21 protein-coding genes are annotated in these 20,045 nt (G+C 45.1%); 10 read left to right on the top strand and 11 right to left on the bottom strand.

Annotated elements, in window-relative coordinates; translation table 11 throughout:
- Window positions 1–20 precede the first annotated feature (20 nt).
- Complete coding sequence (eat, locus tag NDK19_RS10545) at window positions 21–1,361, top strand: ethanolamine permease (protein WP_250631842.1); 1,341 nt, start codon at window positions 21–23, stop codon at window positions 1,359–1,361.
- Between the two features lie 37 nt (window positions 1,362–1,398).
- Here the strand turns inward: eat and NDK19_RS10540 are convergent, their stop codons facing one another.
- The 3 genes from NDK19_RS10540 to NDK19_RS10530 form a co-directional block, all read right to left on the bottom strand.
- Window positions 1,399–4,683, bottom strand: a complete 3,285-nt coding sequence (locus tag NDK19_RS10540; protein ID WP_250631841.1) for a caspase family protein — start codon at window positions 4,681–4,683, stop codon at window positions 1,399–1,401.
- Between the two features lie 31 nt (window positions 4,684–4,714).
- On the bottom strand, window positions 4,715–5,935 hold the full coding sequence (gene xseA / locus NDK19_RS10535) for an exodeoxyribonuclease VII large subunit (protein ID WP_250631840.1): 1,221 nt from the start codon (window positions 5,933–5,935) through the stop codon (window positions 4,715–4,717).
- 283 nt (window positions 5,936–6,218) lie between these two features.
- The gene (locus NDK19_RS10530) at window positions 6,219–7,424 is read right to left on the bottom strand and encodes a DNA recombination protein RmuC (RefSeq protein ID WP_250631839.1); all 1,206 of its coding nucleotides are present in this window, start codon (window positions 7,422–7,424) and stop codon (window positions 6,219–6,221) included.
- Between the two features lie 34 nt (window positions 7,425–7,458).
- Here NDK19_RS10530 and NDK19_RS10525 point away from each other — a divergent pair, with 34 nt between their 5' ends.
- Window positions 7,459–7,788, top strand: a complete 330-nt coding sequence (locus NDK19_RS10525) for a DUF6787 family protein (RefSeq protein WP_250631838.1) — start codon at window positions 7,459–7,461, stop codon at window positions 7,786–7,788.
- Window positions 7,789–8,027: 239 nt separating this feature from the next.
- Window positions 8,028–8,213, top strand: coding sequence for a DUF5522 domain-containing protein (locus NDK19_RS10520; RefSeq protein ID WP_250631837.1), 186 nt, complete (start codon window positions 8,028–8,030; stop codon window positions 8,211–8,213).
- Window positions 8,214–8,217: 4 nt separating this feature from the next.
- Here NDK19_RS10520 and NDK19_RS10515 read toward each other — a convergent pair whose 3' ends face one another.
- From NDK19_RS10515 to NDK19_RS10495, 5 genes are read right to left on the bottom strand one after another with little or no spacing between them, the layout of a single operon-like run.
- Complete coding sequence (locus NDK19_RS10515; protein WP_250631836.1) at window positions 8,218–8,814, bottom strand: aminotransferase class IV; 597 nt, start codon at window positions 8,812–8,814, stop codon at window positions 8,218–8,220.
- Window positions 8,798–9,790: an aminodeoxychorismate synthase component I gene (locus tag NDK19_RS10510; protein ID WP_250631835.1), complete on the bottom strand. Its 993-nt coding sequence runs from the start codon at window positions 9,788–9,790 to the stop codon at window positions 8,798–8,800. Before NDK19_RS10510 ends, NDK19_RS10515 begins: the two co-directional genes overlap by 17 nt.
- Before the next feature lie 16 nt (window positions 9,791–9,806).
- A complete protein-coding gene (locus tag NDK19_RS10505; RefSeq protein WP_250631834.1) occupies window positions 9,807–10,304 on the bottom strand; it encodes an NADH-quinone oxidoreductase subunit C in 498 nt (165 codons plus the stop codon).
- A complete protein-coding gene (locus tag NDK19_RS10500) occupies window positions 10,301–10,645 on the bottom strand; it encodes a hypothetical protein (RefSeq protein WP_250631833.1) in 345 nt (114 codons plus the stop codon). The genes NDK19_RS10505 and NDK19_RS10500 overlap by 4 nt, the downstream gene beginning before the upstream one ends.
- 2 nt (window positions 10,646–10,647) lie before the next feature.
- The gene (locus tag NDK19_RS10495) at window positions 10,648–10,968 is read right to left on the bottom strand and encodes an SCP2 sterol-binding domain-containing protein (protein ID WP_250631832.1); all 321 of its coding nucleotides are present in this window, start codon (window positions 10,966–10,968) and stop codon (window positions 10,648–10,650) included.
- A gap of 125 nt (window positions 10,969–11,093) precedes the next feature.
- Here NDK19_RS10495 and NDK19_RS10490 point away from each other — a divergent pair, with 125 nt between their 5' ends.
- Window positions 11,094–12,074 (top strand): PorP/SprF family type IX secretion system membrane protein, encoded by a 981-nt coding sequence (locus tag NDK19_RS10490; protein WP_250631831.1) that lies wholly within the window; start codon window positions 11,094–11,096, stop codon window positions 12,072–12,074.
- Here the strand turns inward: NDK19_RS10490 and NDK19_RS10485 are convergent, their stop codons facing one another.
- Window positions 12,075–12,407, bottom strand: coding sequence for a hypothetical protein (locus NDK19_RS10485; RefSeq protein WP_250631830.1), 333 nt, complete (start codon window positions 12,405–12,407; stop codon window positions 12,075–12,077). It lies immediately after the preceding gene.
- A gap of 213 nt (window positions 12,408–12,620) precedes the next feature.
- On the opposite strand from NDK19_RS10485, the gene NDK19_RS10480 reads away from it, so the two are divergent.
- Genes NDK19_RS10480 through NDK19_RS10460 form a run of 5 tightly spaced genes read left to right on the top strand, consistent with a single transcriptional unit; the run spans window position 12,621 to window position 16,113 of the window.
- Window positions 12,621–13,745, top strand: coding sequence for a serine hydrolase domain-containing protein (locus NDK19_RS10480; RefSeq protein ID WP_250631829.1), 1,125 nt, complete (start codon window positions 12,621–12,623; stop codon window positions 13,743–13,745).
- A gap of 30 nt (window positions 13,746–13,775) precedes the next feature.
- Window positions 13,776–14,177: a hypothetical protein gene (locus NDK19_RS10475; RefSeq protein WP_250631828.1), complete on the top strand. Its 402-nt coding sequence runs from the start codon at window positions 13,776–13,778 to the stop codon at window positions 14,175–14,177.
- Window positions 14,178–14,183: 6 nt separating this feature from the next.
- The gene (locus tag NDK19_RS10470; RefSeq protein ID WP_250631827.1) at window positions 14,184–15,095 is read left to right on the top strand and encodes a DUF72 domain-containing protein; all 912 of its coding nucleotides are present in this window, start codon (window positions 14,184–14,186) and stop codon (window positions 15,093–15,095) included.
- Between the two features lie 50 nt (window positions 15,096–15,145).
- Window positions 15,146–15,748: an imidazole glycerol phosphate synthase subunit HisH gene (hisH, locus tag NDK19_RS10465; RefSeq protein WP_250631826.1), complete on the top strand. Its 603-nt coding sequence runs from the start codon at window positions 15,146–15,148 to the stop codon at window positions 15,746–15,748.
- Window positions 15,749–15,780: 32 nt separating this feature from the next.
- Complete coding sequence (locus NDK19_RS10460; RefSeq protein ID WP_250631825.1) at window positions 15,781–16,113, top strand: hypothetical protein; 333 nt, start codon at window positions 15,781–15,783, stop codon at window positions 16,111–16,113.
- A gap of 6 nt (window positions 16,114–16,119) precedes the next feature.
- Here the strand turns inward: NDK19_RS10460 and NDK19_RS10455 are convergent, their stop codons facing one another.
- Both NDK19_RS10455 and NDK19_RS10450 read right to left on the bottom strand, forming a co-directional pair.
- Entirely contained in the window at window positions 16,120–17,184 is a 1,065-nt protein-coding gene (locus NDK19_RS10455; protein WP_250631824.1) for an o-succinylbenzoate synthase, read from the bottom strand.
- 3 nt (window positions 17,185–17,187) lie between these two features.
- Window positions 17,188–17,994 carry a 3'-5' exonuclease gene (locus NDK19_RS10450; RefSeq protein WP_250631823.1) on the bottom strand — a complete coding sequence of 269 codons (807 nt, stop codon included), beginning with the start codon at window positions 17,992–17,994 and terminating at the stop codon, window positions 17,188–17,190.
- A 170-nt stretch (window positions 17,995–18,164) separates the two neighbouring features.
- On the opposite strand from NDK19_RS10450, the gene NDK19_RS10445 reads away from it, so the two are divergent.
- A complete protein-coding gene (locus NDK19_RS10445) occupies window positions 18,165–19,913 on the top strand; it encodes a tetratricopeptide repeat protein (protein ID WP_250631822.1) in 1,749 nt (582 codons plus the stop codon).
- Window positions 19,914–20,045 lie beyond the last annotated feature (132 nt).

Raw genomic sequence — 20,045 nt, 5'->3', positions numbered from 1 at the left:
ACTCGCAAAGTAAACAGCAGATGAAAGAAGAACCCGGCGGGGCGCTCCGCAAAGAGATTAATACCGTGCAATTGTGGGCTATTGCCGTCGGGCTGGTCATTTCAGGAGAATATTTCGGGTGGAATTACGGCTGGGCAGCTTCTGGAACCATCGGGTTTCTGCTGGCAACGCTGCTGGTTACGCTGATGTATGTCAGCTTCATTTTCAGTTATACCGAGCTTACTTCGGCCATTCCGCAGGCAGGAGGCCCTTTTTCGTATGCCAAACGCGCATTCGGGCCACTTGGCGGCTTCTTGGCAGGTTTTGCCACATTGGTTGATTTTTTACTTGCACCACCCGCAATTGCCTACGCTTTGGGCAGCTATGCCCATTTTCTGCACCCCGAAATTCCCGTAGTACCAACGGCTATCGTCTCCTATGCCATTTTTATTGGCGTAAATTTATTGGGGATTAAAGAAGGAGCGCAGTTTTCATTGGTAGTTACGCTGCTTTCCGTTGGCGAAATTTTGCTTTTTATGGGGCTGATTGTGCCGCACTTTGAGTGGCATTCGTTTGCCGCACACAATCCGCAGCCGCTCAATGCGGGGCACATATTTGCAGGCGTGCCCTATGCCATTTGGTTTTTTGTTGCCATAGAAGGCGTAGCAATGGTTGCCGAAGAAGTGAAAAACCCGCAAAAAACCATTGCTCGGGGCTATCTGCTCAGCATTGGTACTTTGGTGCTGCTTGCCATAGGAATTATGGTACTCAGCGGCGGCGTAGGCGACTGGCGGCAACTGATTAATATAGATCACCCACTCCCCGAAACGCTTGCCATGGCTCTGGGGCACAACAATGTTTGGTCAAAAATTTTCACAGGATTGGGACTTTTCGGCCTCATTGCATCTTTTCACTGCAATACCATCAGCTATTCGCGACAAATCTATGCCATGGCACGCGAAGGGTTTTTACCGCAGTTTCTTACCCGCCTGAACAAGCATCAAACCCCTCATTGGGCACTGATTGCCGGAGGCGGCGTAGGATTTATCGCTATTTTTTCAGGAAAAACAGACCAAATTATTACACTTTCGGTGCTGGGTGCAGTAGTTATGTATGTGTTCAGCATGGCGAGCCTGCTTGTGCTCCGCATAAAAGAACCGAATCTACATCGGCCGTTCCGCGTGCCGATGTACCCTTACCTGCCTTGGACAGCCCTCATCCTCACGGTATTGTGCGCCGTGGCAATCGTTTATTATAACCCGCTCATCAGCCTGATTTTTATCGGGTTAATGCTGCTGTCTTTAATTTGGTTTGCGTTGGTCAAAAACCGCCTGACCGTGCTTGAAGTTGATGAGCACGCCAAGCAAACCACTCAGGCATAAGCAGCGTGCATGATGCAATGCGGTTGTTATACATATCTTACAGCACTTTCATCAATGCCGCCACACCTGCTTCGTGCTCAAAATAGTTGAGGTGATGACAAGGCACTTTTTCAAAAACAGGCGGAGGCTGACGATGAATATTGATGCGCAAAATATCGTCTGTTTTAACGGCAATATCATTGGCTTCTTTGCCGCTCATTACATTGCCCAATTTGAGCAACATTTTTTCCATGATGCGCGCAACGACCTTATCCGATTGTTGCTCGTAATGCGTAATATCGCCCGCAATGGCACAGTAAGATACGTGCGGGTCATCTGAAGCAGCCAACTCACGCATAAAGTCACTGTCGGGCTTCATTTGCGCAAGGGTAACGGTCAGGTCTTTGCTTCGTTCAAGCGCCACTATCAATCCGCCAGCCCATGCCAAATAAGGTGCAAAAAATGCTGAACCCAAGCCAATGGTCAAAATAGTTTTCACCAATTGCAAGTAGCCCGGCACTTTGCCGAAAGGAGAACCTCCGTTGGGCGTTCCCGCCATGATGAGTTTATCAATCCACTTACCGGCATTTTCCCGCTCAATCAGGTAGCGCGATACAAGCCCACCCATTGAATGTGCCAAAATAGTCAGTTCCTTGCCGTCATTTTCCGCAAAACCCAAATCCATCAGTTGCTTTTTCAAATGTTGAGCTATCTCCCCAATAGGCGTATTCAGGTTTTCATAATCAAAAGAAAGCACAAGGTCGTAACCGCTCGATTGATGCGGCTGAACCAATGGGCGCAAAAAAGTGATGATATTTTCTGTATCACCAATAATACCGTGAATAGCAAGGATAATTTTTTTAGCATTGGCTACTTTTTCGGCTAAGCCGTCGGTGTGTCTTTCGGGTTTGCCCTTGCTGTAATCTACCCAACGCAATAAAAACAAGTCGTCGGGAGCCTTATTGAGTACCAATTTGAAGAAGCACAACTTAATAGCCCGCCCGACATTGCGGCTTTTGGCATTTTGCTGTTCTTCGGGCAGTTCATGAATGGCAACCTGTGTTTGCCCGTTGGCATCGGTGTGGCTGCTGCCCACTACGAGTAAATCCTCGCCGTCAAACGTGATAGGCAGCAATATCTCGTTTGTGCCAAGCCCCGCACTGATTTCCATTTGCAGCGGCTGCTCCATACTTACATCGCCCTGAATATCACTTAGTTCCAGCAACTCGGCAGGTTGTGTGCCACGGCTTTTGCCCAACAGGTTAAACAGCGGCAAACCTTTATCCCACGCCGTTTGTGCAAAAATGGTATCGCGGTTCGCAGCATCGCGACTGCCTGAGTATACCTGCCCGAAATTGATACTTGCTTGCAAGTTTTTATGGGGTTTAATCTTAATCAAGCCGTTGGAAAGAACAACTTCTTTTTGACTACTGATTTGACTTTCCTCGCGAACCAATCGCAAAGTAAGGTCTTGCGTGAACCAGTCATCTTCCTGATTATCTGCATTTTCGCGTTTCAGAGCACGCCCAAAACGGTCTTGCAGTTCCTCATCGGCACTTTTGCTGGCCACCGCCTCGTGTTTTCTGCTTTTATTTTCGCTGAAATCATTCTGAATCAGAGGCGTAGTATCAATTTCCTGTGTGCTTGCAATAAATTTAAGCAGGGTAATGCTTTCTTTGTCGTCTTTTTCTTCCGGTGTGAAGGCCAAAAAATCACTTCGGTCTTCAAAACTCATAATGGCTCGCTCACCTGCCGGAATTTTTTTGTAATTGACATGATAAATGCCATACAATGGCGAAATAGCAAGCAAGGCTACGTATAAATCGCGTGGGGTTTTGTTCTCTGCAAATAACTTGTACCAATACAATTCATCTTTATCATCCGCCCCTTTGCGAATGTTAAAGGAAAGTTCATTACCTGTCAGGCGAGTGCCTGCATCGCTAAATTCACCCGCAAGCAGGTCAAATTGAATCTCCAAGTCGGTCGGATTCAATTTGGTTGTAGGATTGTGAAGGCGGCGCAGCGTTTCCCAGCGGGCAATTTTAATCAGGCACTCGTGCACATAGGCAGGATTACTGCTTTCGGTGATAATTTTATTGGACAAACGGTGTACAATACGGCATTGGTCTTTGTTGCCACTGCTGACAATTTCAAGAAAATAAGCACCTTGCTCTTGTTCGCTTACGAGTTTAAACAATGCAAGAGGAACAACACGGTTAAAATTATCAGGTAAAACAGGCGAATAAATCGGTATTTTTAGTTCAGGGATACTTGTAAAAGTAGCCTCATAGATAACTACCTTATCTAAGTTTGCCTCGCCTTCTGTTAGGATAATTTTTGAATCGTTCTGGTTAATGGCCGATACCTCCGCCTTGGCAACTACTTGACGTTTCTCATTGTAAATCTGCAAATTAATGGACTGTACATGGTCTACGGGCATCCCTTGCAGCGCCCCATTGTTGATTTTCCAACAATCGCCTTTGCGGGTGTCGTAAAATACTTTCAGTTTTACCATGCCCTCCATTGGTGAGCCAAGCATAAACATATCATAGGCATTAGCTCCGCCATAAACCTCAAACTGAGGATGTTGATTGGTGTCTTTCTGAATTTTTAGACTAACCTTGGTAAATAATTCGGCATAACTGATTTGTGTGCCCGCAACTTCCAGCGTTTCGAGCAAAGTAGAAGTAAAAACTCCTTGATTACCAACGCGTTCCCACGCAAGTTCGGTATTGCGGCAAGCCGAAAGTAAAATGTGCCGCGAGGACGGTATGCTGATTTTATTTTCACGATGCAGCATATCGCTGAAATAGCCATCCAGATAACTATCCAAAGAACGCAGATTGCCATCGCGCTCAGCTTGTCGGGCTGCTACCTGCCTAATGGATTTACGCGTTCCCGAGCCTGAATGGCAACAATCTAAACTAACAACAATATGCGGCGATTTTTTGTCTAACTCATGGAGCAAGACGGCTAACTCCTTGTCTGCCAAGTCAAAACCACCCGCATAGCGACTGTCGTAACACACCAGCGTTTCATTTTTTCCCTCCGGAAAAAATATCCTAAACTCCTCGGGGGCTTGCTCGCGCGAACCATGCCCGCTGAAATGAAAAAATGCCGTATCGCCTGCTCCGGCTTTAGCCAAGTGGTTGCGAAAGGCATTGATAATGTTTGCGCGCGTAGCCTGCTCATCAGTCAGCAGCATGATATCGGGCGACAGGTCGCGGTATTTTTCCATCACAAACCGATACATGGCTTGAGCATCGGCAACAGCCCCGCTGAGTTGATTAATCGTGGGGTATTTATTGATACCAACAATTAATCCGTAAATTTTTTGCGCCATACTGACGGTTAATTATTATTACAGTTTGTTGTTAATTTATTTTATTACCGATTTTTGCCTCAACAATCAATCTATCACCTTCTATCTCTACCTGCATATCAGGCTGCAAATCACTTGCTTTCAGATAGTGGTGATGCTGTCTGATGAGGAAATATCCTTTTTCAAGTAAGTATTTTGGATTGGAAAAACGAAAAAATTGTTCAAAAACTTCTAACCGGTGTCGCGCAGAGCGCATTTTTTCCTTTGTGAAAGATTTGACGCCCATTTGCAGACGCTGCTGCTGCATATGTTCACGACTGATTTTTTCATGGGTTTTTCTGATAAGACCAAGTCGCCATTCATTAAGCAACGCGTGTTGTTCATTGATTTTTCCTGAGCCGTATAAGGCAATTTTTCGCATTAAATCAAAAATCTTGCTTTCAAATTGTAAATTATTTTGCAAAATAAACTCAGCAACTGCCGTAGGTGTTTTAAGCGATAAATACGCCGTTCGGTCGGCAATAGTACTGTCGCGCTGATGGCCTATACCTGTCAAAACGGGAATCGGACAACGGGCAATGGCTGCTGCAACAGCTTCCGAGTTAAAAACTTCTAAGTCTAACCTTGCACCGCCCCCCCGAATAATCACCAATACATCAAAGTGCTTGCCTACTCTGCCGATTTGCTCAACTAATCCCGGAACGGCATTTTCGCCCTGTACACTCGCCGGAAACAGGGTAACGACAAAGCGATAGCCCCACGGATTAGCATCCAATTGATTCATAAAATCGCCAAAACCTGCGGCTGTTTCAGACGACACCACAGCAATTTTTTGCAATACAGGGGGTAATGATAAGTTTTGCTGTAAATATAACAGACCACTCTGTTCTAATTTGGCTAATGTTCGGAGGCGTTGTTGTTCCATTTCGCCCAAGGTGTAGAAAGCATCAACCGCATTGATATGCAGGGCAAGCCCGTGCACTTCGTGAAAATTAACCACAACTCGGCAGCGTATATTGGCTCCCGCTTTGAGTATCATCGGTAATGTTTCGGGCTGTTCGGCTAACAGTTGCTGCAACACATTTCCCCAAATGATGCCTCGCGCTTTGGCTACAATCCGCTCGTTCTCTTTCTGCACCAGTTCAAGGTAGGCGTGTTCCTGTACTTGTATGTGCGCGATTTCTGCCACAATCCAAAATTCGCGGCCGATGCCTGCCACCAAATTGCGGATACTTTTGTTCAGTTGCAGCAGTGTAAAAAACTTTTCTTGCATGAGTTGATTTCAATAGTATTTTTTCACGAATATTAATTACTTAATAATCAACACATTAATAGCACACGCATAAATTAAAAAAGGCAATATTGGCTAAAAAATTACACACCCGATTATTAGCACTCCGAAAAATTAGTTTTTTTAAATGATGAAGCCCAATTTTGAAGTGCATACTTTGACAATTTAAATGTAGTGCATGCAAATTGTTAAAGCTGTATATAATGGTATTTTTAGTTTAGTGAAACTTACAAGCACGCCAATCACTTTGTGGTTGGCGTGCTTTTTACATTGTATCCTCCTCATTATCAAACAGTTCTCCGGGTAATACTTTTGATGTTTTAGCACCCAGTTTGCGCATTTTCTCAGCTCTTGCAAGCAGATTGCCCTTGCCTGTGCGCAATTTGGCAAAGGCTTGCTCATAGGCATTCTTTGCCTGTTCTATCTCATGGCCAATTTTTTGTAAATCGGTTACAAAGCCCGTTAATTTCTCATAGAGGGCTCCGCCTTCGCGTGCAATTTCCTCGGCATTTTTATTCTGTTTGTCCAATCGCCAAAGGGTTGCCGTGGTTCGCAAAGTTGCCATCAGTGTGGAAGCGCTTACCGGAATAATTCGCCGCTCAAATGCCCAAAAAAACAGTTCCGCATCATGTTGTACGGCCAAGTAAAAGGCCGGCTCAACAGGCATAAACATCAACACAAAATCGGGGCTGCCCGCGCCGATTGCTTGGTGATAATTTTTTTGGCTCAAATCCTGCACATGCCGACGGACAGATTGCAAATGTTCACGCAGATGGTGCTGGCGCTGCTCCTCCGACTCGGCGGCAGTATACTGCTCATAGGCATTGAGTGAAACTTTGGCATCAATGATAAAATATTTGCCATCGGGCAATGCTATTACCACATCAGGTTGCAGGCGTTTGCCCTCGGCATTGCTCACGGCAAGTTGTGTGCGATATTCTCTGTCACGCTCCAGCCCGCTTTTCTCTAAAATACTTTCCAGAATCATTTCGCCCCAGTTGCCGCGTATTTTAGCCTGCCCGCGCAGTGCTTGCGTCAGGTTGTGTGCTTCTTTGGTAATTTGCTGATTTAATTCATACAAATGCCTAATTTCTTTTTCCAATGCAAAGCGCTGTTTTGACTCTTTATCATAAACTTCTTCCACTTTGCGCTGAAAATCCTGCAAGCGTTGTTGCACGGGCGCCAATAGCATTGCTACTTGTTCTTGGTTTGCATTGGCGATTTTCTTTCCTTTTTCTTCCAATACCTCACCGGCAATTTGACGAAACTGTCCCTGCAATTGCTCGCGCAGCTGTTGCCATTCTTTTTCTTTGTCTTGCAACCGCGTTTCTGCTAATTGTTTATCTGCTTTTAATTGAATGATTTGTCTCTCATAATCAGCTTGTTGCATTGTTGCAAGGTTGCGCATCCACAACCCGACCAATGCCCCGCCTGCCAGTATGCCTACAAGTATGTAGAGGAACTCTTCCATAAAGTTGTAATTTTGAGGGAAAGATACATCAACAATGGCAGAAAAGAACCCGATTGAGCGCTTGAAGGAGCGATGGGGGGTAACAAGCGGATGGCATGTTGCAGTGATTTTGGCAGTGTTTGCCTGCACAGGGTTCAGCATTTTATATCTGAAAAAACTGCTGTTGCCGCTGTTGGGTATTGGCGATGATTCATCCACTACCGCACGCATTCTTGCTTCTGTATTTGTTATACTGCCATTGTATCAGGTAGTACTCCTGATTTATGGTTTTATTTTCGGACAATTTCGTTTTTTCTGGGAATTTGAGAAGAAGATGTTCCGCCGGATAGCAGCTCCTTTTCGCAGAAAAACCGTTGAAAAATAATTTGCCGAAATTTGCAGCCTTATTTCAAAACATTTTTTACTAACAACAAGTTATTACAGCCAAATTTAAGCACATGTTGCCGGAGTTTTCATTTAGAAAAAAATCATCTAAACCTCTAAAAATATCTTGCCCGTTACTTTGTTGGGATTCCGCGCGTCAGCAATGGGGAGATACGCAACTGAATGAAAGTACGCGGCAGATTAAACAGCGAGCCGTATCGCAAATAAAGAATCAACTTGATGAAAAAGAACCGACCCAATAGCGACAATACACCTTCGGGCGAAAATATTTACTACTATATAGAAAACGGGTTAATTGTATTTACAGAAACTTATCTTCTCAAACGTGGTTATTGTTGTAAACGCATCTGCCGCCACTGCCCTTACGGCAATTCTCCCAAAGACAGAGCCGCCAAAGAAAAATAACGGGTTATTGAATATTACTAACACTTACTGTGGGAGACTCTTCAAAATTTATCATGGCATTCAACAGTTTAAGATACTGAAAATCAAGCAATTCGCAAGGTCTTATATCTGCTGTTTTCAAAATGCCTTCTGCCAACAATTGAGCGCGTTTAGTGCCTTCCAATAGTGGCAAGCGCGGGGTAAACCATTCGTATCCATCCCAAAGAGCAATATTGGCATAGCTTGTATCGGTCAGTAAGTCATTTTTTACCATCAAAATATCATCGGCAGCGGTGCCCTGTTTCAACTGCTCAATCCATGAGCGATTTGCCCATTTGGAGGAATAATCTGCATCGGAGGGTATAGAAACCAATGCCAGCGACTGTACGGAACGAACAGTATAAGGCAAAAATTCTATCGTCCTGATTTTTTCATCATATAAAACCCTGCATTTGTAAACGCCGTTATCCAAACTATCGGGTATAGCAAGTTTTTCTGCCAATAAAATAGGCTCTACTTGGGGAAAATGCTGCTGTATGCTTCTTTCCAGTCGCTGCTGGTGATAGGATAAGTTTTGGAACGCTCTGTCAGCTACCCGTATGGTTTCAAGCAATAGGGACATATATTTTCTCAATAAGCTCGTTGTACTCCGCGCGGGCAGTACTGTGTGAGGTGATACCTCCGCCGCTTTTGAATACCAAGCCGTCGGCTGATTGCTCAATAAAGCGAATCGCTACTGCACTGTCTAAATTTTTACCATCAAATATACCAAAAATGCCTGTGTAGTAGCCGCGATCATAACCTTCCGTTGCTGCTATAATTTCGGTTGTCTTGGCTTTGGGCGCACCGCTGATAGACCCCGCCGGCAAAAGACGGAACAACAAATCGCCAATATGGGCCTCGTAGTCCTTGGGTAAATCGCCAACGATACGCGAACTGACTTGCAGCAGCGTTTTATCGTGTGCATGAATAGTGTCTACATAGCGAAACTTCTCTACGCGAACTTTTTTGGCTACCATGCTCAGGTCGTTGCGAATCAAATCAACAATCGTATGATGTTCGGCGGTTTCTTTTAAGTCGCTGATAATCAGTGCTTCCGCATTGGGCGTTGCGGCATTAATCGTGCCCTTCATTGGGCAAGAAATAATTTGATTATCAATAATTTGCACGAAAGTTTCAGGAGAAAAGCAAACAAACTCCTCACTAACCCACAACTTGTATTTGGCGCGACTGACCGCAAAAATCTCTTTCAACGAAAGGTTGGAGCATATGGGAGTAGCACAGGTAAGATTCAGCAAATAGGTATTCCCAATAGCAATTTGTTGCATGACTGCCTGAAATTTGCGCAAATATTCATCAAAACTGAGCGGATATTTATCAAAATGCAGATTCGGTAGTGCTGATATTAGCTGATGGACATTCGTCAGATGCCCGATTTGGTATAAAATTTCATCGGTTGCCACCTCCTCTATCGGAATTACACGGCATTTCTGCATGTGATAATCAATAATGAACAGAAAAGGCCTCTGCTCTGTGCCGTAGCGGTTCATGGCAGAGGCGGCATCGTGCCTGCTCAGCAGCGGATAAGAAACACTCACAATAAGTACTTGACTATCAGTATTTTACTTTAACTCCATGATAATATTCCTGCTCTACGTAATCTTTTCGCAGGGGGAACCCTTGCCAGTCGGCAGGCAGCAAAATTCTTCGCAGGTCGGGATGCCCCGCAAACTGCACCCCAAACAGGTCGTATGCTTCGCGCTCGTGCCAGTCGGCAGTTCGCCAAAGAGGGGTCAGGCTTGGTGCTTGCGGCATTTCCTGCGGTGGATTGCCGCGCGCTGTGCTGATTTTGAGAACAATGGTTAAGCCTTTTGTAAGCGCTGTCAGATGATAGATAAGGTCTATCGTGCCTACTTTTTCCCCGTTATCCACTGCCGTGATGCAGTTCAGATGGTCAAAATAATATGCCTTTCGCAACCATTCGCACAGCGGCAAAAGACTTTCAGGTACTATCGTAAAACAGGGATGTGCAGCATCAGTATCCTGCTGCAACAGGTTTGCCTCTCCTATGACTGACCGAATAGCTTCTGTAAGCTCCTGAATATCAATCATCTGCGTATTTTATACCAGATGTAACCGAACACTAACACGAAAAACAGCAAAAGCGCTATACTGCCGTAAGTAAAATAGGCATAGGCAATGCAGGCAAAGCCAATAATGAAAATAAGTTGCGAAAAATCGGCTCCCTTGCGTTTTAGCCGCGAGTGCCTCCTGATGGCACCGCGCAGAGCATGTTGGCTGGAATAATTTTCATCTTCTCTGTCTGCTTTTACACGCGCTTTGGCTTCGGCAATTCGCTGCCTGATTTCCTCCATTTCGGGGTCGTAATGGCGTGGCTCGTAGTTGAATCGCTTGTGTTGCGGTAATCTGGTAAGGGTGGGAATTTTGAACATGACTATTTTTTAGCTTTGGCTACATCACTGAGAATCTGCCCGATAACAGCAGCTTTGCCCATGCTTCCGTAAACTTTGAGTTTACCCAATGTAAATGCCGTAAAATTGTTAAGCTCGCCGGACATCAACTTATAGGCTGTATCCAAAGAGAGTTTAATGCTGCAATCGGCTTCGGCATCGTCGTTGTCCACATAAGCCGGCTCTTGGTCTGCATGAATATAAACGTTTCCTTCGGGCAGTATAAACTTTGCTGTTCCTTTAAAATGCGGATTGTTAGCTACAAGTTCCCGAACGTCTTCGGTAAATTGTTCTAAGGTATGCATGGTTTTTTAGGGTTGTTAATGTTAGTCAAAGATAATGCGTTTGCCTGAAATGTCAGACAGACATCGGCAGATTTTTTGCAACGCAACAAGCTGTGTTTTTTAGTAAGTTACTCTACATTTACCGCATGAAAAATATTATCGGGCTGTGTTTGTTTGTGCTGCTTGGGGCACAGGCTGTTTGGGGGCAGGATGCCAATTTTACACAATTCTATGCTTCGCCGTTGTACCTCAACCCTGCACTGACGGGTGCTACGCCGCATTTCAGGCTGAATACGATTTACCGCAACCAATGGCCGCAAATTCCGGGGGCGTATCAAATCAATCAGATTTCTACCGACTACAACTGGGACTACTACGACAGCGGACTTGGCATCATGCTTTCCCAAGACCGCATCGGTGCGTTTGCCATGAGTGCTACTCAACTCAATCTTTCGTATGCTTACAGGGTACGGCTGAGGGGCGGAATGGCACTGCGAATGGGCATTCAGGGTGGTTTGGGCGTACGCACGGCAGACTTTGGCAACTTTGTGTTTGAAGACCAATTGCGAAGCGGAGGAGCAACAGCCGAAACGCTTGCCCAACCAACCATTATCTATCCCGATTTTTCGGCGGGGGCTTTGCTGCATCGCTCCAATTTCTGGCTGGGGCTGGCAGCTTATCATCTGACACGTCCTGCCGTGGGGCTGCTCAGCGGAACAGAGCGACTTAACATGCGCTTTTCTGCACAAGCAGGTTACAGGATAGACTTAGACCCGAGCAGCGACGACAAAATAGCCTTGTCGCCGGCATTGCTTTTCCAGCAACAAGGCTCATTCAGGCAGTTAGACTTGGGCGCTAATCTGTACTACGACCCGTTGATTGTCGGTATCTGGTATCGCGGTTTGCCTATCAGCCAAAATGCACGGGGCAGCATTAATCAGGATGCCTTTGCAGGGCTGATAGGCGTACGGTTAAAAAACTCCCTTACTATCAGTTACAGCTACGATATAACTGTTTCAACGCTGAACCGCTCAGGGGGAGCACACGAAATTTCACTGATTTATGAACCGTTTGACAAGCGCCGCAAGCGTGGAAGCAAGCATATTGACTGCCCGATTGTGTTTTAATCAGTGCACCATGCCGCACTCTTTGCAGAATTTGCGCTTGTGAAGAGGGCGTTTTTTGGGCGGGCGCTTATGGCCAAAATACATCTTGTCGGCATACTGAGGTTTTTTCATTTCCTCAGCCATTTTCCGGCGTTCTTTCATGCGGGCTTCGGCAAATGCATTGCGCGTAGGTGCAGCCTTGAATCGCCTACCGAATTTGCGTGCGCTTTGCCGCTCACGCATAAAAACTTCTGCGCTTCCGGTTTCCGCCGAACTGTTGCCGGCGCGAGTATTTTGTGCAATTGCTGCTGTGTGCAATGCCACACAGACAAAAACAGCCAAAAGGTATTTCATGGATACATTTAAGAGGTATGCCCTGCCATAATCTATTTTAATGCCAATTTTTAGGCATAGGCATTGTATTTTTCCTCACATTCGCTACATTTGGAAAGTACGGTGAAAATTATTCGCCAAACTCCCAAACAACACATTTTCATTGAAACAAGGCACTGCTCAAAGGCAATGTTTCTTTTTTATTAACGTTTTTTACAGAAACCGGGCGAGGAAATGAAGCTGTTTATCTACTATTTGCTGATTGCGTTCACCAATATTGCGGCACAGCCGCTGTTCCCTTTGTTAAAAAAAACAGAAGATACACCTGCTGAAAGGCTTACACTGATTTCGCAATGCAAAAAAGATTATCAGGTAAGTATGCTCCACTTGTTGATGGATAGCCTTGCTCGTTTGGGAAGATACAATGGCGTTATATTGGTAGCAGATGAAGGCCGAATCGTTTTTAAAAAGGCTTACGGCTATTCCAAAGTAGATAACGGCAAACCGTTTACCGTTGATACGGAAATGCAACTGGCTTCTGTTTCAAAGCCTTTCACGGCAGTTGCTACGCTGATGCTTATTGAACAAGGTGCTTTAAAATTTGATGATGACATCCGCACCTATCTGCCCGAACTCCCCTACCGAGGCATTACCGTGCGGCACTTGCTCAATCATACCTCCGGTTTGCCCGATTACCTGAACCGCCCGAAAGTATTTGAAAAATATTTTCGCAAAAAAGACTACCTAACCAATGAGGACTTGCTTAAAATTCTTAGCAAGCATCATATTCCCCTCGAATTTCAACCCGGTAAGAAGCATCATTATTGTAACACAGGTTACGCACTGCTGCCTTTGATTATTGAGCGCGTTACTGCTCGCTCATTCACCGATTTTATGCAGGAAAATATTTTCAATAAAATCGGGATGACTGCTACTTATTTGTACAGCCCGGAACGACATGCAAAAATGCTGCGCGAAAATGAAAACCGCGACGGTATCTTAGGCGACAAGGGGGTGTTTTCTACCGTAGAAGACATGTTCAAATGGGACAGAGCCCTTTATACAGATATACTCATCAGCCAAAAAACCCTGCAAGCAGCCTTTGAGCGCGGCATTACGCTTGGCGAAGAAAAGTTCAACTACGGCTACGGCTGGCGCATCTCAGAAACTAATTTTGGCGAAAAAATTATCTACCACAAAGGATTTTGGCAAGGTGCAACCCCTATGCTGATTCGCATTGTGGATTGCAACCGCACCATTATCTCTCTGCATCATGCCAATAAGGTGAACTCATGGTACATGGTTCACTCCATCAATCGGATTTTGAACAACAGTGAAGTACGCTGCGCAAATTATTGATACCTGACACCTTTAAACTCTCTTACGCCTATGCAAGTCTATCAAAGTCCTTATGTTACATTGGAAGTTGTACCTGAAAATCAACTTATTAAGGTAATATGGTCTCCGGAAACTGTCACAATGACCGATGATATTTTTAAAGCAGAACTGACCAAATATGCTGAAATAGCCGAGCAGTACCACCCGCATTTTTCATTCATTGATACAAGTGCATTTGCCATGACGGTCATTCCGGAGACGCAAGAATGGGTGCAGGAAAATATCCACCCTCGTTCGTTAAAAGCCGGTATTCAGAAATTTGCTTATATGGTGAGTAAAGATTTTTTCTCGCAAGTTTCCATTGAGCAAACCATGGAAGATGCAGATGCAATGTTCATCACTAAATATTTTGACAATCAGCAAGATGCCATCAATTGGCTGTTGCATAAGTAAGGCGAGATGGACTTCGGCAAATTAGACGATATTTCGGGGGTAGATTTCACCCTGCCCCTTGACTCTACCGACTGGGCTGCCTTGCCCGACTGCCGCCAAAATACGCCACAGTTTTATATCGGTTGTCCGGTATGGGCTTGCAAAGAGTGGGTAGGAGCACTTTATCCGACCAATGCCCGTGAAAAAGACTACTTGCGGCATTATAGCCGACAATTTAACACCATAGAACTCAATACTACGCATTATCGCATCCCTGACGATGCCACCATCCGCCGATGGAGTGCCGAATCGCCCGCTGGGTTTCGCTTTTGTCCCAAAATCCCGCAGGAAATCAGCCATCAGTTGATGCTGCAAAATGCCGAATCGCTTACGGCTATGTTCTGCGAACAAGTGGTTGGGCTTGGCGAGCGTCTGGGTATTTGTTTTCTGCAACTTCCCCCCTACTTCGCACCTGAGCATTTGCCTGTTCTGACGCTGTATCTGCAAAAATTTCCGTCGGATGTTCCGCTTTCAGTGGAGTTTCGCCACCCTGCATGGTTTAAGGGAAATTCGGGCAAACGGCACTTTGACGAAGCCGCAAAAGTATTGGAGGAACTTGGCGTAAGTACCGTCATCTGTGATGTAGCAGGTAGGCGCGATGTATTGCACCAACGGCTGACAACGCGCACGGCAGTTATTCGCTTCGTAGGCAACAGCCTGCACCCTACCGACTACACACGCATTGACGAATGGATAAGCCGCCTGCAAAACTGGTTGGAGAAAGGCATGGAGGCTGTCTATTTTTTTGTACACGAACCCGACAACGTGCTATCACCACAATTGGCTGATTATCTGATTGATAACCTCAATAAACGCCTTGGTTTGACATTAAAACGCCCGCAATTTGCCGCAAAAGCCGAACAGATGAATTTGTTTTAAAGCCCCAGCCCTTAAATTCGCAGCCTGTTTTACTTAAAAAAACAATAGCTATGAACATTGCCATTGTCAAGTACAATGCCGGAAACACACAGTCTGTCATTTATGCGCTCAACCGCTTGGGCATAGAACCGATTGTCAGCGATGAAGCGGAAGTGCTGCAACGGGCAGATAAAGTTATTTTCCCGGGTGTGGGCGAGGCAAGTACTGCAATGAACTACCTCAGGGCACGCGGCTTGGATACCATCATTAAGAATCTGCAACAACCTGTGTTGGGTATTTGCGTAGGGCTGCAACTGCTCTGCCGCTATTCAGAGGAAAATAACACGGAATGCATGGGCATTTTTGATGTGGCAGTACGCCGTTTTCAGCCTTCCGAAGAACAAAAAGCAACTGTGAAAGTGCCGCAAATCGGGTGGAACAATTTGTTTGACATGCATTCGCCGTTGTTTGCGGGCATCTCGGAACAAGACGCTTATGTCTATTTCGTGCACAGCTACTATGCCGAACTTTCGCCTTATACCATTGCCAAAAGCAATTATTGCTTGGACTTTTCGGCAGCGCTGCACAAGGATAACTTCTATGCCGTACAGTTCCACACCGAAAAAAGCGGTGCAGTAGGCGCTAAAATTTTGGACAATTTTTTGCGATTATAGCACGAAAACAAGACGTTGTGCGTTATTACGGTATGAGGAATTGGCAAACCGTTTTTTTCAGAGTTTTACTGTTGCTTGTTTTGTTGGCAGCGGCACCTTCTTGCAGCATGTTCGGTGGCGGGAAAAAAGCACAGGCACAAGCAAGCGAAGGCAAAAAGAAAGGCAAAATTCGCAAGTGCCGTTTAGAATCTTGTCATGTTCGCATGATTCATATGCACGAAGGCGCGGAATATTTTGGCAAAAATCACTGGTTTTTGAAGTCGTGGTTCTACACCGGCAAAAACCCGAAAATCGGAGAAGGTTTCAGGAAAATGAAACGCGACCCGCATCAGGACAAAGTAAGAGGCTCTAAAAAACGCGGCTGATAAAGCCTACATGCCCCATTTTCCTTCGCCAGTGTAGCTGATGTGCCCGTTGGCTACCACCAGCGGCGAATCTATATTATTGTGGTATAATTGCCCTGTACCCAAACCTTGCGGTATGGCAGGCTGGTAGGAAGCCGTAAACTGACAGATGGCATTCAGCCCGATATTGGATTCCAGCGCAGAGGTAATCCACCAGCCGATACCCATTTGCTCGGCAAGTTCAATCCACTCGGCAGAGGCCGCCAAACCGCCCAACAGGCCGGGTTTCAGGATGATATACGGTGGGCGGAGTGTTTCCAGCAACCGCTTTTTCTCATCCCTTGAATGAATACCGATGAGTTCTTCATCTAATGCCACAGGCACAGGTGAAACGCGGCACAGTTGTGCCATGGCATCCCATTGCCCCTGCCTGATGGGTTGCTCGATGGAGTGGATATGAAAATCGGCAAGTGCAGCCAATTTCAACGGTGCTTCCGCAGGCGTAAAAGCACCGTTGGCATCTACCCTGAGGGTGATTTCATCGGGTGAAAATCTTTTGCGGATACCTGCCAAAATATTCAACTCAGCAGCAAAATCTATCGCGCCTATTTTCATTTTCAGACAGGAAAAACCCGCTGCCAACTTATCTTCCACCTGTTGCAACATAAATGCCTCATTGCCCATCCAAATAAGCCCGTTAATCGGGATGGACATGGCACCATGATAAAATGGATTGTCGGCAATCATCCGCTTACCGCCGTTTTGCAAATCCAGCACGGCTGTTTCGAGAGCAAACCGAAGTGCAGGCAGATTTTCTGTCTGTTGGTCAATCCATTCTTGGGTAATATCGCGGGCATCCCGAAATTGCACTTGGTGCAAACTTTTTTCCAGCAATGCAATTTTTTGTTCGTAATCGGGGAAAAAATCAACGCTCAGGCCTGCCAGCGGAGCTACTTCACCGATACCGCACAAGTTTGTTCGGGTATCTGTTAAAAAAACAAACCAAACAGGCCGTTCGGTCAGCACACCGCGCGATGTGCCGGCCTCAAACTTGAATTTCAGCAGATGATATTGGTGGCGCAGCGTCAGCACAAGTTATTTTTGATTAAACTGGCTCAATCGGATTTGCGTCAGTTTTTGCTTGGTATTGAGCGGAAAATCTCCGTTCATCATCCAGTCGTAGTAAGTAGGTTCTTTTTTGAGCACCTCTAAAACCGGCACGCCTTTGTGTTTGCCAAAGTTAAATATCGGCACACCTTTATTGTCCAGCACAATCCGCCCTGCAAAATCCACCATGTTGGAAGCAGTCAGATTATGCAGCGCCTGTATGTCGTTTTGCACGGGATAGAACGGGACACCGTCTTTGCCATTAACGGCCACTTCCTTGTAGTACTCTACCTGTGCATCGAGCACCTCAAAAGTAGCAATAGTATCGGCAAGGGCACTGTGCGCATTTACCAACTCCTTCTGGCAGTAAAATTTATAGGCAGCCGAAAGCGTGCGCGGCTCCATCAGATGGAAAATGCGCTGTACATCTACCACTTTTCGGGTACTTGGATCAAATTCTACACCGGCTCTGAGAAATTCTTCGGCCAACATAGGCAAATCAAATTTCAGCACGTTAAACCCCGCCAAATCGGCACCTTCCAAAAAATTGGCAAGTTCTTTAGCTATTTGCTTAAAAGTAGGCTTATCCTGCACATCTTCATCGTAAATGCCATGAATCAGACTTACCTCGTAAGGAATGGGGATGGTCGGGTTGATGCGGGTTTCTTTGGTCAATTGCTCGCCATTGGGCATTACTTTCACAACCGCAATTTCTACGATGCGGTCGGTTGTGATATTCGTGCCTGTGGTTTCTAAGTCAAAAAAAGCAAGCGGGTTACGCAGTTTCAGATTCATGCCAATTCGTAGCTAAAGTAGATACAAAGCAAATACAGATTCGCCGGAAATGCAATTTTTAGCCATATCTTGCAATAACATACATTAGGATGCGTTCTAATGATTGATGTTGTAACGTGGGTAAATTTTGCAAAAATTGTATTTATTTTTGGCAGTATATTACTCAAATCATGGACAATGCGCTTGTACGGAATTTCTGTCTTATCATTTGCTTTATCTCGCTGGCTATAACTGCAAGTGCGCAGACAGACCTGACTATTTGGCAAAAACAAGCAGCAGAAGCCCGCAAGTTGCTGTATTCTCAACCGCGAGAAGCGCTCAAAACAGCACAACAATATTTACAAATTGCAACTGCCGAGCGCAACGAGTGGGCTTATACCGATGCGCACTATCTGATGGGGCAATGTTACCTCTCTTTGGGAGAATATTCACAGGCTTTTCAATTGCTGCAAAAAGGCCTTAACTATCTGGATGCTAAAAATACACTACCGGACAGCCTTTTAACATTGAAGGCAGATATGCTGCAAGCCGTAGGTTCTATTTATCGCATGTGGGGTATGTGGCCGGAGGCAATGGAAGCCTATGCCGCCTCTATCGCCATAGACAGAGCCTTGCAAAACAAATACGGCATTGCCCGCACGCTGAACAATATGGGTGTTTTGTTCGAGAAAATGGGCGACACCCTGCAATCCATTACACATTACAGGCAGGCGCTCGCACAAGCCGAGCAAATTGATAACAAACAATTGCAGGCAGCAGCCCTTGGCAATATTGCTATTTATTACAAAAACCAAAAAAATTACACATTAGCCATTAAGAATCAGTTAAAATCATTGGCTTTGAAAAAACAAATAAATGACTTGCGCGGAGTTGCCAACAGTTTGGGCAATATCGGAATTATCTACGCCGACCAAAAAGCATTTAAAGAAGCGATTCATTACTTGCATCAAACACGGGCAATTGCCGAACGAGTAGGTGATGTATCCATTTTAGCTACTTCTTGGGGCAATTTAGGCGCTTATCATATGGAAATCGGCAATATTGACAGCTCCGATTATTATCTGCAAAAAGCATTTGCCATGGCTACCGAAAATAATCTGACAAGTCTGACTAAATCTATTACAGACGACCTATGCAATCTATATGTCAAAAAACAAGATTTTAAACAGGCATTGCGATATAAGATGATGAGCGATTCACTCAATCAACTACTGTTTAACAGCGAAAAACAGCGGCTTACCGAACAGGCAAAATCGCGATACGACTTGCAGCAACAACAGGCTGAAATAGAACGATTGCAATGGAATGCTCGGTTACAGGCCATGGACAACGAGCGGCAGGCAAAAATCATCCGTTTGCTCGGGCAAGAAGCCCAATTAAAGGAAATGGTTGCCGAAAAAAAGCAGTTGGAACTGTCGTTGCTTAGTTCACAAAAGAAACTATTGGAAAAAGAGCAGGAAAGCACAACACAGCAACTCAAAAAACAGGCTGCCGAGTTGGAACTTCAAAAAATAAAAAATGCTGAAAATCAACTAAAAATCAGCTTACAAACACAGCAAATTGCCTACAATAGGCTTTTAATTATTGCCGGAATATTTATATTTTTGTTTGCTGGAACGGCAGTTTATCTGGTCATCAGGCGTATCAGGCAGCGCTTGCACAACAACCAGCGCAGGCACATGCAAACCATTGATGAAATTGCTCATATCAACTCCCATCAAATGCGCGCCCCGATTGCAACCTTGCTGGGGCTGATGAATCTCATCAAAATGGATATGAATCAGGGCATTTACAACCCCTACCTAATTGACTTATTGGATAAAACAGTTCAAAAAATGGATGAAACTGTACGACAGGTATCGGACAGAACCAACCAAATAAGTGAAGAAGAAAAAAAACAAAACCACCTAAAACTGTGAGCAAGCAAATTGTATTGGGGGAATCAAGGTATATACAAAACTTTTTGCGTGCTTTTTGGAAGTCTCTGTACCCTTTAAAAAACAAAAGCCACTCCTAAAAAGACAGGAGTGGCTTTTGTTTTTCCAAAACTT

Source organism: Rhodoflexus caldus, from assembly GCF_021206925.1.
GTDB classification, from domain to species: Bacteria; Bacteroidota; Bacteroidia; order Cytophagales; family Thermoflexibacteraceae; genus Rhodoflexus; species Rhodoflexus caldus.
This window is presented reverse-complemented; position numbering and strand designations above follow the sequence as displayed.